At 68.3% G+C, this 13,940-nt stretch carries 12 protein-coding genes; 5 read left to right on the top strand and 7 right to left on the bottom strand.

Going from position 1 to position 13,940, the window contains the following annotated elements:
• Positions 1–40 precede the first annotated feature (40 nt).
• Together DBO33_RS31205 and DBO33_RS31210 are read left to right on the top strand one after the other, a co-directional pair.
• A complete protein-coding gene (locus tag DBO33_RS31205) occupies positions 41–1,042 on the top strand; it encodes an NADP-dependent oxidoreductase (RefSeq protein ID WP_107658245.1) in 1,002 nt (333 codons plus the stop codon).
• Positions 1,043–1,135: 93 nt separating this feature from the next.
• The gene (locus DBO33_RS31210; RefSeq protein ID WP_107658246.1) at positions 1,136–1,744 is read left to right on the top strand and encodes a TetR/AcrR family transcriptional regulator; all 609 of its coding nucleotides are present in this window, start codon (positions 1,136–1,138) and stop codon (positions 1,742–1,744) included.
• 124 nt (positions 1,745–1,868) lie between these two features.
• On the opposite strand, the gene DBO33_RS31215 is transcribed toward DBO33_RS31210, so the two are convergent.
• Together DBO33_RS31215 and DBO33_RS31220 are read right to left on the bottom strand one after the other, a co-directional pair.
• A complete protein-coding gene (locus tag DBO33_RS31215) occupies positions 1,869–4,445 on the bottom strand; it encodes a DNA translocase FtsK (RefSeq protein ID WP_107658247.1) in 2,577 nt (858 codons plus the stop codon).
• 179 nt (positions 4,446–4,624) lie between these two features.
• On the bottom strand, positions 4,625–5,248 hold the full coding sequence (locus DBO33_RS31220; protein ID WP_107658248.1) for a TIGR03085 family metal-binding protein: 624 nt from the start codon (positions 5,246–5,248) through the stop codon (positions 4,625–4,627).
• 158 nt (positions 5,249–5,406) lie between these two features.
• On the opposite strand from DBO33_RS31220, the gene DBO33_RS31225 reads away from it, so the two are divergent.
• Together DBO33_RS31225 and DBO33_RS31230 are read left to right on the top strand one after the other, a co-directional pair.
• Positions 5,407–5,811 carry a DUF4189 domain-containing protein gene (locus DBO33_RS31225; protein WP_159080625.1) on the top strand — a complete coding sequence of 135 codons (405 nt, stop codon included), beginning with the start codon at positions 5,407–5,409 and terminating at the stop codon, positions 5,809–5,811.
• A gap of 29 nt (positions 5,812–5,840) precedes the next feature.
• Positions 5,841–6,401, top strand: coding sequence for a hypothetical protein (locus DBO33_RS31230; RefSeq protein ID WP_107658250.1), 561 nt, complete (start codon positions 5,841–5,843; stop codon positions 6,399–6,401).
• A gap of 72 nt (positions 6,402–6,473) precedes the next feature.
• Here DBO33_RS31230 and DBO33_RS31235 read toward each other — a convergent pair whose 3' ends face one another.
• Complete coding sequence (locus DBO33_RS31235) at positions 6,474–8,594, bottom strand: ribonuclease J (protein ID WP_107658251.1); 2,121 nt, start codon at positions 8,592–8,594, stop codon at positions 6,474–6,476.
• 172 nt (positions 8,595–8,766) lie between these two features.
• On the bottom strand, positions 8,767–9,681 hold the full coding sequence (gene dapA, locus DBO33_RS31240) for a 4-hydroxy-tetrahydrodipicolinate synthase (protein WP_107660745.1): 915 nt from the start codon (positions 9,679–9,681) through the stop codon (positions 8,767–8,769).
• A gap of 208 nt (positions 9,682–9,889) precedes the next feature.
• On the opposite strand from dapA, the gene DBO33_RS31245 reads away from it, so the two are divergent.
• Positions 9,890–10,333 carry a hypothetical protein gene (locus DBO33_RS31245; protein WP_107658252.1) on the top strand — a complete coding sequence of 148 codons (444 nt, stop codon included), beginning with the start codon at positions 9,890–9,892 and terminating at the stop codon, positions 10,331–10,333.
• A gap of 70 nt (positions 10,334–10,403) precedes the next feature.
• Here DBO33_RS31245 and DBO33_RS31250 read toward each other — a convergent pair whose 3' ends face one another.
• The 3 genes from DBO33_RS31250 to DBO33_RS31260 form a co-directional block, all read right to left on the bottom strand.
• The gene (locus DBO33_RS31250) at positions 10,404–11,603 is read right to left on the bottom strand and encodes a winged helix-turn-helix domain-containing protein (RefSeq protein WP_107658253.1); all 1,200 of its coding nucleotides are present in this window, start codon (positions 11,601–11,603) and stop codon (positions 10,404–10,406) included.
• A gap of 96 nt (positions 11,604–11,699) precedes the next feature.
• Entirely contained in the window at positions 11,700–12,719 is a 1,020-nt protein-coding gene (locus DBO33_RS31255) for a hypothetical protein (protein WP_107658254.1), read from the bottom strand.
• The gene (locus DBO33_RS31260; protein WP_234391136.1) at positions 12,712–13,908 is read right to left on the bottom strand and encodes a sensor histidine kinase; all 1,197 of its coding nucleotides are present in this window, start codon (positions 13,906–13,908) and stop codon (positions 12,712–12,714) included. The genes DBO33_RS31255 and DBO33_RS31260 overlap by 8 nt, the downstream gene beginning before the upstream one ends.
• Positions 13,909–13,940 lie beyond the last annotated feature (32 nt).

Raw genomic sequence — 13,940 nt, forward strand, 5'->3', positions numbered from 1 at the left:
CGGCACAGATGAATTCGACTACTTCCAGAAGGAGTTCGCCATGACGAAAACCCAGCAGGTCCGCTTGGCCGAACGGCCGACCGGGCTGCCCACCGCGGACACCTGGAACCTGACGACCACCGAACTGCCCGACCTCGGACCGGGCGAGATCCTGGTCCAGGTCAACTTCATCTCCCTGGACCCGGCAATGCGCGGCTGGCTCAACGATGTTCGCTCGTATCTGCCGCCGGTGGGTATCGGGGAGGTGATGCGATCCCTCGATATCGCCACAGTCGTCGAGTCGACGCACCCGGACTTCGCGGTCGGCGACACGGTCAGCGGCACCTTCGGTGTCACCGAGTACGCCATCAGCAACGGCCGCGGAGTGCAGCGGGTCGATCTGAACGCCGCCGCCGGCCCGACCTGGCTCGGTGTACTCGGAATACCCGGCATGACAGCGTATTTCGGCCTGCTCGAGGTCGGGAAGCTCAGCGAAGGCGACGTCGTGCTGGTGTCGGCGGCCGCGGGTGCGGTCGGGAGTGTGGCCGGGCAGATCGCGAAAGCCAAGGGCGCCACCGTCATCGGTATCGCGGGCGGGCCGGAGAAATGCCGGATGCTCACCGAGGAACTGGGTTTCGATGCTGCCATCGACTACCGCGCGGGCAATGTGCTGAAGCAGCTGCGCGAAGTGGCCCCGGACGGCATCGATATCTACTTCGACAATGTCGGCGGCGAGATCCTCGATGCCGCACTGGCCAACCTGCGCCGCGGTGCGCGCGTCGTGCTGTGCGGCGCGATCTCGGCCTACAACGAGCAGAAGCCGCCGCCGGGGCCGTCGCGCTACATGTCACTGCTGGTCTTCCGGGCCACCATGGCCGGATTCGTGGTCTTCGACTACGCCGACCGTTACCCCGAAGCCGGTGCGCAGCTGGCGCAGTGGCTGGCCGAAGGGCGGATCAAGAGCCGCGAACATGTGGTCGAAGGCGGGCTTGCCCGCTTCGGCGAGACCTTGAACATGCTGTTCACCGGTGCGAACACCGGCAAGCTCGTGCTGGCGGTCTGAACCCGCTGCGCCCTGTCCCCCGTACCGGGTCAGGGCGCAGCACCTGCCAGGCTGTCGGCAGGTGACGGTCCGAACGGATGGGAGACTTGTCACGTGGTCGAATCAGAGGACCGCTCACGCGCGGACGAAACTCGGGCGCGGCTGCTGGATGCCGCCGTGGTCGCCTTCGCCGAACGCGGCTTTCACGGCTCCACGACCCGCGACATCACCTCGATCGCCGGCTTGAGCACGGCCGCGATCTACGTGCACCATCGCTCCAAAGAAGAACTGCTGTACCAAATTTCGCGTAGCGGCCACCTGGACACCCTGGCCCGCATCAGGGCAGCCCTCGCCTCCTCGACGAACCCCCGCGAACAACTCATCGCCCTGGTGCGCGACTTCGCGATCCACCACGCCCGCGCCCACACCGTCGCACGCATCATCAACTACGAACTGCCCGCGCTCAGCCCCGAACACCAGCGCGAAATCAAGGACATCCGCCACATTATCGACGCCGAAGTCCGCACCCTCATCGAAAACGGCGTAGCCGAAGGCAGTTTCGACAACCCGAACCCACACATGGCCGCGGTCGCCATCCTGTCCCTCGGCATCGACCTCGCCCGCTGGTACCGCGACGACGGCGCCTGGACCCCCGAGGATCTCGGTGACTACTACGTCGACCTGGCCCTGCGCATGGTCGGCGCCCGCCACCCCGAACAGTGAGGTCGTCCCCGAGGACGGCGGCCCCACCTGAACCGGCCCGCCGAATCAACCAGCAGCGCCGAATCAACCAGCAGCGCTGATCGACTCGCGCGGCACGACCGACCGGCAATGTGGTGCTGAACGGTCAGTCGGACTCTTCCGGTGCGGGTTCGCCCTCACCACCGCGGATCGTCCACAGCAGACCCTCCAGCTCATCGGGCTTGATGAGAACATCGCGGGCCTTGGACCCCTCGCTGGGGCCTACGACACCGCGGGTTTCCATCAGGTCCATCAGGCGACCGGCCTTGGCGAAGCCGACGCGGAGTTTGCGCTGGAGCATCGAGGTGGAGCCGAACTGTGAGGTGACGACCAGTTCCACGGCTTGGATGAAGACGTCGAGGTCGTCGCCGATGTCGGGGTCGACGTCTTTTTTCTCGCCTGCCTTGGCGGCCGTGACGCCCTCTTGGTATTCGGGCTCCGCCTGGTTCTTGGCGAAGTCGACGACGGCGTGGATCTCTTCGTCGCTGATGAACGCGCCCTGTAGGCGGGTGGGTTTGTTCGCGCCCATCGGCAGGAACAGGCCGTCGCCCATGCCGATCAGCTTCTCCGCGCCGGGCTGGGCCAGGATGACTCGCGAGTCGGTCAGCGACGAGGTGGCGAAGGCCAACCGGGACGGCACGTTGGTCTTGATCAGACCGGTGACCACGTCGACGGACGGCCGCTGGGTGGCGAGCACCAGGGGAATGCCTGCGGCGCGGGCCTTTTGGGGGGTCCGCACGATCGCGTCCTCGACGTCGCGCGGCGCGGTCATCATCAGATCGGCCAGCTCGTCGACGATCGCGAGGATGTACGGGTAAGGCCGGTACACCCGTTCGCTGCCGAGCGGCGCGGTGATCGCCCCGGACTTCACCTTCTTGTTGAAGTCGTCGATGTGGCGAACCTTGTTGGCCTGCATGTCCTGATAGCGCTGCTCCATCTCCTCCACCAGCCAGGACAGCGCGGCGGCCGCCTTCTTCGGCTGGGTGATGATGGGCGTGATCAGGTGCGGAATGCCCTCGTAGGGCGTGAGTTCCACCATCTTGGGGTCGATCAGGATCATCCGGACCTCGTCCGGCGTCGCCCGGTGCAGCAGCGAGACCAGCATCGAGTTCACGAAACTCGACTTACCCGAACCGGTGGAGCCGGCGACCAGCAGGTGGGGCATCTTGGCCAGGTTTGCCGCCAGGTAGTCGCCCTCGATGTTCTTGCCGAGCCCGATCACCAACGGATGGTGGTCGTTTCGGGTCGAGGGCGCCTTCAGTACATCGGCGAGCCGGACCAGCTCGCGGTCGGAGTTGGGCACCTCGATGCCGACCGCCGACTTGCCGGGGATCGGGGCGAGCAGCCGAACATTCTCCGTGGCAACGGCATAGGCGATATTGCGGGCCAGCGCGGTGATCTTCTCGACCTTCACGCCAGGGCCGAGTTCCACCTCGTAGCGGGTGACCGTCGGGCCGCGCACGAAACCGGTGACGGCGGCGTCGATCTTGAACTGCACCAGCACCTCGGTGATCGCCTCGATCATCGATTCGTTGGCGGCACTGCGCTTCTTGGGCGGATCGCCGTCGGTCAGCAGCGACATCGGCGGCAGGATGTAGTCGCCCTCCACCTCGCGATCGGCGACGAACTCGAGCTGCTTCGGGGGCGGCGGCGTCTGGTCTTCGACCTTGATCGGGCGCTGCTTCTTCGGCTTCGGCTTGGCCACCGGCTCTTCGGCGGCGATCGGCTTGGCATCGCGCAGCGGCGGCTCGCCGATCACCTCGGTCACCGCGTCGGGATCGCCGAATTCGTCAGGGGGGTAGTTCTCCACCGGGGTGCGGCCCTTGCGCTTCGGCTTGGCCGAGTGCAGCGGGAACCCGTCGGCGTCGTACTTCGCCGGGTCGTACTCGCCGTATTCGCCTTCGTACGCACCGTATTCGTCGCCACCGCTGCCCGTACCGAAGTACTCGCGCAGCCTGGCGGGGACCTCGCGCACCGTGGTGCCGGTCAGCAGCAGCACGCCGAAGACGATGGCCAGCAACAGGATCGGCACCGACAGCCAGGCGGTGAGCCCGTCGGTGAGCGGACCGCCCACCACGAAACCGACGAAACCCGCTGCGCGCGAACGCCCGTGCGGGTCGGTCGGCGCACCGGCGATCACGTGCCACAGTCCGAGGAACGGCAGACCGACCAGCAGACCGCCGAGCACCAGCCGCGGCCGGATCTCCGGGTGCGCCTCGGTGCGCATGAGGATGACCGCGATTCCGGTGGCCACGAACGGCAGCCCGGCCGAGGCGGATCCGGCCACCGCACGGATGGCTTCGCCGATCCAATGCCCCACCGGACCGCCCGCCGACAGCCAGACCGCGGCCGCGATCACCGCGCTCAACGCGATCAACGCCAGCGCGATGCCGTCGCGGCGGTGGCCGTGTTCGATCTCGCCGGCCTTGCTCAGGGTTCGGGTGGTGGCGCCGAGGCCGCGCGCCAGCATGTTCCAGCCGCTGCTGATGCCGCGGCTCACGACCGCGAGCGGCGCGGTGTTCGACCGCCGCTGCACCGGCCTGCGCGCGGGTGGGCGGCGGGTGCGTGGGGTCGCGGTGGTGCGGGGTGTTGCCGAACGGGAACGAGCCGCCGTGGTCCGCCCCCGCGCCGATCCCGCCCGCGCCCGAGTATTCGTCGTGGTGCTGCGGGACTTACCTGCCATGGACCTAGGCTAGCCGCAAACGCCCCTTCCAGACCATCCGCAACACTGGTATCGCAGGTCTCACGAGTGCCGAACTGTGCGGATGCCCAGGTCGCCGCCGATCCCGGGCGGCGTGATCAATCCCCCGCTCAGAGCCGCTTCCGCGTGTCGCAGAGCCGATCGTGCATGCCGGGCGCGGGTCAGACGGAACGGTCCAGCCCCAATACCCTGCGAACATCCTCGGGTTCGCCGGTGCTCTCGACGAGGACCTCGTCGCGGCCGAACGAGTGCAGCAGCAGCTCCGACGGCTTACCTTTCAACGTCACCTCGCCGCCCGGCCGCGAACGAACAACCGCGCGTTTGCCGTCCGGCGTCGCCAGCACCACCGTCACCGGCGATTTGCGGTAGGACCGCCGCGCCATCCGGCTGACCAGGGACCAATACTTGTCCTCGTCGGCTTGCGAGAGCTCGCGCGGCGCCCAGCCGGGCGCGCCGCGGCGCACGTCTTCGTGATGGATGAACATCTCGGTCAAATTCACGAGCGCGTCGACCGGGCGCAGCGGCGACCACCACGGCGGCCCGGTGCGGACCTGCTCGAGCAGCTCGGGGAACGGCTGGCTCGCCACCTTCGCCTGCACTCCTTCGAGATACCCGGCCAGTGGCTTCAGCATGATGCCCGGCGAGGCGTCGAACCGGCGCTCGCGAACCACCAAGTGCGCGGCCAGGTCTCGCACCGTCCAGGTGCCGCAGAGGGTCGGCGCCCCCGGCCCGGCGGCCGTCATCGTCTCGACGAGCTGCTGACGTTCCCGCTGCGCGATGCTCACACCCTGAACATACCCACTGAGGCGCGGACAGCGACCTCGGCACACCCTGATCCGCACGGGGTTTCAGCATCCCCCAGAAACGAGGCCCCGAATTCTTGGGTAGCGCAATGAGTGTTCGCTATGTACCTTGTCACTCGGTCCATCGGGTCGTGGACCTCATGAACAAGAAGGGCAAATTCCCTGTGAAGAAGTTTGTTACTGGTGCGGCCGTTGTGGCCGCCGCTAGTTGTGCGCTGGCTATCAGCGCGCCTACCGCTCAAGCCAAGGCGTACAACTACGGCGCGATCGCGCTGTCGACATCCACCGGGCTGATCGGCTACTCCTACGACTACCCGGATTCGTCGTCCGCGCAGGCGCGGGCCGTCCGCAGCTGCGGGGCGAGCGACTGCGAGACGGTGGTCTGGTTCGCCAATGGCTGTGGGGCAGTGTCCTACTCCAACCGCACCGGCAATTACAGCTGGGCCTACGCCGCCTCCCGTGGTCGTGCGCAGAGTAAAGCGTTGTCTCTCAACAACTCCGACGCCTACATCGTGCACTGGAACTGCACATCCAACCACGGCTGACGTCCGCGCATCGATTCAGGGGAAACATCGTGAAACACCGCACCTTCCGGACCGCCGTGGCCATCGTGCTGACCGCCGCCGCTGCCACCCTCACCGCCTGCGCGTCCGGCGACAAGGAATCCGCCACGCCGAGCACCACCGCCGATGCCGCCAAGGAAGCCGGTGAACTGCAGGGCGGCAGCGACAAGGGCGAGAAGGAGACCGGCTCCGCGCCGACCACTCCGTCCTCGCCGGTGCTGGCCAAGCCGTCCACGCAGCAGCTGAACGACCGCCTGACCAAGGCGTTCGATCCCAACGTGCCGAACCAGGAGAAGATCAGCTGGATCCAGGCCGCTGAGCAGGATCCGTACCTGGTCGCCAACCTCGTCGACGCCGCCAAGAAGCAGGGCGTCCAGGTCGAGATCACCAAGGTCGGCGAGCCGGCCGACGGCAAACTGAAGGCCGACGCCAAGGTCACCATCAACGGCACCCCGGTCGATGACGCGTTCGTCTCCTTCGTCTCCGAGGGCGGCGAGTGGAAGGTCGACCACACCTTCGCGTGCAACATCGTCAAGAGCGCGAAGATCGAATCCGCGGCCTGCCAGGAGTGAGCTAGCCCGCCTGACGCGCACAGCCGAAAAGCGCCGGATGCCAAGGCATCCGGCGCTTTCGTTATCTCAGGATCAGACGCCGATCACAGTCGGCACGATCATCGGGCGACGACGGTAGGTGTCGGCGACCCAGCGGCCCACGACGCGCCGCACACTCTGCGCGATCCGATGGATGTCGGTGACACCCTCAGTGGCCAGCCGCAGCAGTTCCGCCTCGACCAGTTCGGCCGCGTCGGTGAGCGCCCCGGGATCGTCGGAGAACCCGCGCCCACTGACCTCCGGCGCGCTCACCGCCTTGCCGGTGGTCTCGTCGATCGCGACGGTGATCGAGATGAACCCGCCCTCGCCGAGCACCAGGCGGTCCGACAGCGTCGACTCGCCGACGTCGCCGACCGAGAGGCCGTCGACGTACACATGCCCGACCGGCACCCGCCCGACGATCGAGGCGATCCCGTCGACCAGGTCCACCACGACGCCGTCCTCGGCGAGCATGACCCGGTCCTCGGGCACCCCGGTCGCGATGGCGAGCGCGGCGTTGGCGCGCAGGTGCCGCCATTCGCCGTGCACCGGCATCGCATTGGTGGGTCGCACCGCGTTGTACAGGTACAGCAGCTCACCCGCGGACGCGTGCCCGGAGACGTGCACCTTGGCATTCTGCTGGGTGATCACCGTGGCGCCGAGCCTGGCCAGGCCGTTCACCACCGCGAACACCGAGTTCTCGTTGCCGGGGATGAGCGAGGAGGCCAGCACCACCAGATCGTCCTCGCGGATGTTGATCTGGCGGTGATCGCCGCGGGCCATCCTGGACAGCGCCGAGAGCGGCTCGCCCTGCGAACCGGTCGAGATCAGCACCAGCCGGTCGCCGGGCAGCGTCGCGGCCTGGTCGAGGTCGACGACCACGCTCTCCGGCACCGTCAGATAGCCGAGGTCCTGCGCGATCTGCATGTTGCGCACCATCGAACGACCGACGAAGCAGATCCGCCTGCCGTACTTCTGCGCGACATCGACCACCTGCTGGATGCGATGCACATGGCTGGCGAAGGAGGCGACGATCACGCGGTTGCGCGCCTTGCCGATCACCGTGTCGAGCACGCCACCGATCTCGCGTTCCGGCGTGACGAAGCCGGGAACCTCGGCATTGGTGGAGTCCACCAGGAACAGGTCGACACCTTCGTCGCCGAGCCGGGAGAAACCGGCCAGGTCGGTGAGGCGGCCGTCCAGCGGCAGCTGGTCGAGCTTGATGTCGCCGGTGTGCAGCACGACGCCGGCCGGCGTGCGGATGGCGACGGCGAGCGCGTCCGGGATCGAGTGGTTGACGGCGAAGTACTCGCAGTCGAACGGGCCGTGATTGGTGTGCTGGCCCTCGATGACCTCGATCAGCTTCGGCTGCTGGCGGTGCTCGCGGCACTTCGCCGCGACCAGCGCGAGGGTGAACTTGGAGCCGACGACCGGGATGTCCGAGCGCAGCCGCAGCAGGAACGGCACCGCGCCGATGTGATCCTCGTGGCCGTGCGTGAGCACCACGGCGACGACGTCGTTGATCCGGTGCTCGATCGGCCGGAAGTCGGGCAGGATCAGGTCGACGCCGGGCTGCTGGTCCTCGGGGAACAGCACGCCGCAGTCGACGATGAGCAGTTTGCCGCCGTACTCGAAAACGGTCATGTTGCGGCCGATTTCGCCGATGCCGCCGAGGGCGAAGACGCGCAGGCCGTTCTTGGCGAGCTTCGGCGGGGCGCCCAGGCGATCGTGGGCCAGGGCGGCGGCGCGCGGATCCGGTTGCGGCGCGGACTGTTCGGCGCGACCCCGGCCGGACTGCTGGCGGCCACGACCGGATTTCCGGGCCTGCTGGTTGTTCTGCGGCGCTTCGGCGCGGGCGGGTGACTTCTTCGCCGGTGCGGACTTCTTCGCCGCGTTCGACTTCCTCGGCTGCGAGGTCTGCGCGGCCCGGTCGGATTGCGCGGTCACTTCGGTCTGCACGACGACGACCTCCGACTGCACCGCGACGTCCGGCTGGGCAGCGGTCTCGGGCTGCGCACCAGCGCTGGACGGTGCTGCGGCGGCGGGTGGGGCCGCGGCTTCGGGCTGTGCCGAAGGCTTTTCGGTGCGCGCGGGCTGCTCGATCGGAGCAGGCGGCGGCGGACCCGCGGTGCGGGTCGCGGTACGGCGGGGCCGACGGGCCACTGGTTCTGTCATGCCTGCACCTCGCTGCGGCTAGGTTCCGGCCGGACCAGGGTCGCGGTGCCGAAGATTCGGTCGCCGCGCTTGCTCATGGGCACCTCGATGACGTTCGTTGCCGTCATGCGTGAGGCGCACGCGCTGGTGATTCGTTCGCTCCGCTGTGTGGTGATTCGCTTGCTCCGCTCTCTCATTCGAGCACCCCGGCTGCCCGTAGATCGGCAGCGAGGAACTCGAGTTGTTCAGGATTAGGCATCAACTGCGGCAACCGCGGCTCGCCCGCTTCGACGCCGAGCAAGCGCAGGCCGCCCTTGCTCATCGCGACACCGCCCAGCCGGAACATCGCGGCGTTCAGCGGGACGAGGCTCGCGTTGATCTCGCGGGCGCGCGCCACCTCGCCCGCGTTGTAGGCGGTGTGCAGTTCGCGCAGACGCTCGGGCACGAGATGGCCGATGACGCTGATGAATCCGGCCGCGCCGACCGACAGCCAGGGCAGGTTCAGGGTGTCGTCGCCGGAGTAGAAGGCCAGATCGGTGTTCGCGATCAGGTCGGCGCCGGCATTGATATCGCCCTTGGCGTCCTTCACCGCGACGATGCGCGGGTGCTCGGCGAGCCGGCGAATGGTCTCGGTGGCGATCGGCACCACCGAGCGCGGCGGAATGTCGTAGAGGGTGACCGGCAGGTCGGTGGCGTCGGCGACCGCGGTGAAGTGCGCGAGCAGGCCCTCCTGCGAGGGACGCGAGTAGTACGGCGTCACCACCAGCAGGCCGTGCGCACCCGCGCGCTGGGCGTTGCGGGCCAATTCGATGGAGTGGGCGGTGTCGTAGGTGCCCGCGCCCGCGATCACGGTGGCGCGGTCGCCGACGGCATCGACGACGGCGCGCAGCAGGTCTGCCTTTTCCTGCTCGGTGGTGGTCGGTGACTCGCCGGTGGTGCCGGAGATGGCGAGCAGATCGACGCCGCGGTCGACCAGACGGGCCGCAAGCGCTACTCCGGCATCGACGTTGAGCTTGCCGTCGGTACCGAAGGGGGTCACCATCGCGACGCCTACGGTGCCGGACGCACGCAGCTGGGCCTGATCGGCGGGGCCTCCGTGGTTAGACATGCTGCCGCCTCCGAGCCGCACGCGCGCAGCGCGCGCTTGGCGCCGATTCACCGTTCGTCATGGTCAGAAAGGCTACCCGGTCGAGGGAACGCCCTCGACACCGTCGCCACCGAACGGACCGGCCGGTTGTCCGGGTCGAGGCCTACCGCGTGGCGATGATGTCATTCCCGTCCTTGCGTGACATCAAATATGGCGTCATGCTGATGTCATGGATCTGAACAAGTACACCGCCCGCCTGCGCGAGGACCTGATCGCGGCCGCCGCCCTCGGCGACGAGAAGACCCAGGCCACCGCGGCGGCGTTGGCCGCGGCGACGGAGAGTTCGGCCCGGCTGGTGCTACTTGCCGCGCTGTCCGACCTGGCCGCCGAACTCAGCGCTGAACTGGGCGATCGCACCGTGCAGCTCTCCTTCGACGGCACCGAGGCCAAGGTCGACCTGCGCAAGAAACCGTCCACCGACGACCACCCCACCTTCGAGGAGATGACCGGCGACATCAGCCGGGTCACGCTGCGCCTGGTGGAACAGATGAAATCCAAGGCCGAGGAGGCCGCCGCGCAGAGCGGGCAGTCGCTGAACTCGTGGCTGTCCAGCGCTGTTTCGGGAGCTTTGCGTGATCAGATGCGTGGCTATGGGCCTAAACGGGACATCTGACGCAGAGGCGCACCGGATCGGCTAGGTCCTGTGTCGAAGTCGGCTCCCCGGAGGGGACTTCGGCGCAGGCCTAGAGGAGTGGGGCGAGGTTGCCGCGTGAGCCGATCACTACCTTGTCGAGTTCCAGCCAGTCGGCCATATCCCGGAGCGCTTCGGTGAGGGCGTGCGCGGTGGCGGGGGTGTCGTGGCCGGGTTCGGCGAAGGCGCCCGGGACGGAGAGGCGGCCTGCCGCGCGTTCGGCGCGCAGGTCGACCCGGCCGACCAGTTCGCCGTTCAGCAGGAACGGGAAGACGTAATAGCCGTGCACCCGTTTGGGTTCCGGGGTGTAGATCTCGATGCGGTAGTGGAAGTCGAAGAGGCGTTCGGTGCGGGCGCGGAAGAAGATCAGTGGGTCGAACGGGCACAGCAGGGCCGCACCTTCCACGCGGCGCGGGATGGGGGTGCCCGCACGCAGGTAAGCCGGCTTGTCCCAGCCTTCGACCTCGACCGGGAGCAGTTCGCCCGCGTCGACCAGGTCGGCGATGGCCGGTTCGGTTTGCTTGCGGTTCAGTCGGTAGTAGTCGCGCAGATCGGTTTCGGTGCCGATGCCGTGTGCGGTGGCCGCGCGGCGCACCAGTTCGCGCATCGCGTCTTCCTCGGAAACCTTGCGCGCCAAGATATCCGGTGGGATCACGCGTTCAGTGAGGTCGTAGTGCCTGGCGAAGCTGACGCGCTTGTCCACCGACAGGGCACCGGCGGCGAAGAGTTGTTCGCAGATCATCTTGGTGTCGCTGAGGTTCCACCAGGAACCTTTAGCGCGCGGCTTGTCCAGCTCGAGATGGCGCTCGACCTCACCGGCGGTGCAGGCCCCGACCTCGGTGATCACGTCCAGAATGTCTTTGCCCAGTGTGGGATTGCGCTCCACGACCTTGCGCATCCCCGACCACCGGCCGTGCTCGAACTGCGCCATCCGCCACCCCATCAGCGGCCAGTCTTCCACTGGAATCAGCGCGGCCTCGTGCGCCCAGTACTCGACCAGCCGGCGCGGCCGCCGCGCATTGTGGCTCCACGCCGCCTCGTCGAGCAGCGCCCGATCGTAGGCCCCGATCCGGCTGAACACCGGTGCGTAATGCGCGCGCACCACCGCCGACACCGAATCCAACTGCAACAGTTGCGTTTTCTCGACAACGCCCAGCACCGACCGCCGGGTAGCCCGCACCGGTTTCCGCGCCGCAAACCCCTGCGCCGCCAGCGCCACCCGCCGCGCCACCCCCGTACTAATCTTCCGCATGATGCGAACAATGCCACGCGGGTCCGACAATCTTCCGCCGACGGGACATGGTGCAGCGATCACTCGACATTCGCCGCCACCATGTCCCGTTCGGACCTAGGTGGAGACCTTGATGCTGCCTGCGGCGTCTATCTCGGTGCGGCGGTCCTGATGGGGGGCGTTGGCGAGCACGGTGGCGAGGATGCGGCGGCCCATGGGCAGGACTCGCACGGTGACCGAGCCTGCGTTGGCGGCGTCCAATTCCTTTGTCGCGGCTTCGATCACCTGTTGGCGGACCCAGCGGGGGACGCCGGCGAAGCCGCCGTCGTCGAGCAGGACCACCTCCACGCCGCGCGAGCGGGCGCCACGGGCGGCGCTGCTGAGCTCGTCGGTGACGAGTTGGGGTGCGCGTAGTCCGTCGCGTAGCTCGGCCTCCAGCAGCCTGCACTGTTCGCGCTCGGTGGCGGTGAGCTCGACACCGTCGGCGATGCGCTCCAGGATGGGCCTGGCCACCTTGTCGAGGCGGGCCAGCTGACGGTCGCGTTCGCCGTTCTCCGCGGCCATGGTGGCCTCGGCGGCGGCGCGCATCGTCGACTCCTCGCGCAGCAACCGCAACGACCGCTGGGTAGGACGCATGATCACCGCGAAGAGCGAGACACCGGCCACCGTGGAGATCGGCACGATCGAGCCGGCCACCACGCCACCGCGCAACCCGTTCACCACGCCGACGGTCGCGATCACCGCCGCGACACCGCCGACGCCGAGCCACGCCGCGCCCAACCGCCCGCGCAGCACGAGCACGGCGAGCACATAGGACGACGCGAACGCCGTCCACACCTGCTCCGACCACCCGTTCTCGACATCGAACGAGGTGAGCGCGGTCGCCACCGGCCCGGAGGCGGCCACGAAAATCGTTGCGGGCAGCGGCAGCGGATCGATCGGGACCACCAGCACCAGCACCCCGGCCGCAGCCAGCAACACCAGCGCGGCCACCGCGGCCAGCAGCGGCGTATCGCCGAAGTTGCGCACCATGTACAGCACGATCGTCGCCTGCAGGATGAGCAGGAACAGCCCGGCTGCCGGATCCCGCAGGCCGAGTAGATCGCGCAGCCCGAATTCGGTATCCGTATCAGCCATCGCTACCCCACACCAATGTCACCGTGGTGCCCTCGCCCGGCTGCGACTCCACGAAGCCCGCGCCGCCGGCCAGCTGACGCATCCGCCCGAGAATGCTCACCGAGATGCCGAGACGATCGGCGGGCACCTGACTCAAATCGAAACCCGCACCGTCGTCCCGGAATACGACCCGGATACCGCCCGCGCTGATCGTCACCGTGACGGTGCGCTGCACCTCGCGGCCCGGCACGGTGGCGTGCCGCAAACTGTTGCGCACCGCCTCGGTGAGCGCGGCGGCGATGGTGCCCGCGGCGTCCACCGGCAGCCGGAGGTCGTCGAAACCGGACCACCGCCGCGCGGTGAAACGGATCCCGGGATTCACCTCGTGCACGGCCGAACGCAGGAAGCCGGTGGCCGACTGCGCGTCGAGCCGATTCGGCTCCACCTCGCCGACCCGGCATTCATCGAGCTGTTCGAGCGTTCGTTCGGCTTGCCTGCGCAGCACCGGCGAGTCGGTGCCCGCCCGGGACGCGTCCAGCAGCGTGGACAGCACCGCATCGTGGATCAGCGCGGCGAAACGCGCCCGTTCGCGATCGCGGGCCGCGGCACCCGCCACGGCCGCCGCGCGCCTGCTCTCGATCGCCGACTCCCGGTCCACCCGGTCCGCGGCGGCCTTGGCGTAGATGGCGCACCACAGGAACAGCGCGCACAAGCCCGCCGCCCGAACGAAGTCGCCGGCCCAGGTCACCACCGGCGTCGCGTCCGGCACCACGAGCGACTTGGCGAACGCCGACAGCGCCGCACCGATCACCAGGTAGGCGACCGCGAACAGCGGCCGCCAGGCCAGCACGGCCGCGAGCACCCCGAGTGCGAGCACGCGATACAGCCATACCGAGGCGGTGGCCGGCGCCGGATCGGGATACGCGAACGGGATCACGATCATCGCCGCGAGGAAGCTCACCGCCGCCGCACCGGAAACCAGCTGGATGAGTTGCCTGCTCGACGCGATCGACACCGCGCCGAGCACCGGGAACAACCCGAAGGCCAGCACCACCATCAAGATCGTCCAGCCGCCCGCGATGAACCGGCTCTGGTCCGCGATCTCCGGCAGTTCCACCACCGCGACGATCACCCCGGCGATGCCGATCGCCAACCCGAAGCGGCGCAGAATTCGCTCGGACGCACCCTCGTACGCACTCCGTTTCGGCACCGGAGCCGCTCCCCTGCGCCAACGACTCGGCG

The organism is Nocardia suismassiliense (genome assembly GCF_900269665.1).
Lineage (GTDB): Bacteria > Actinomycetota > Actinomycetes > Mycobacteriales > Mycobacteriaceae > Nocardia > Nocardia suismassiliense.

What these genes read in the sequence shown, in the direction of transcription:
- DBO33_RS31205 (WP_107658245.1), top strand. Translation starts at nt 41, where the DNA reads ATGACGAAAACCCAGCAGGTCCGCTTGGCCGAACGGCCGACCGGGCTG.
- DBO33_RS31215 (WP_107658247.1), bottom strand. Translation starts at nt 4,445, where the DNA reads ATGGCAGGTAAGTCCCGCAGCACCACGACGAATACTCGGGCGCGGGCG.
- DBO33_RS31225 (WP_159080625.1), top strand. Translation starts at nt 5,407, where the DNA reads ATGAACAAGAAGGGCAAATTCCCTGTGAAGAAGTTTGTTACTGGTGCG.
- DBO33_RS31235 (WP_107658251.1), bottom strand. Translation starts at nt 8,594, where the DNA reads ATGACAGAACCAGTGGCCCGTCGGCCCCGCCGTACCGCGACCCGCACC.
- dapA (WP_107660745.1), bottom strand. Translation starts at nt 9,681, where the DNA reads ATGTCTAACCACGGAGGCCCCGCCGATCAGGCCCAGCTGCGTGCGTCC.
- DBO33_RS31245 (WP_107658252.1), top strand. Translation starts at nt 9,890, where the DNA reads ATGGATCTGAACAAGTACACCGCCCGCCTGCGCGAGGACCTGATCGCG.
- DBO33_RS31250 (WP_107658253.1), bottom strand. Translation starts at nt 11,603, where the DNA reads ATGCGGAAGATTAGTACGGGGGTGGCGCGGCGGGTGGCGCTGGCGGCG.
- DBO33_RS31255 (WP_107658254.1), bottom strand. Translation starts at nt 12,719, where the DNA reads ATGGCTGATACGGATACCGAATTCGGGCTGCGCGATCTACTCGGCCTG.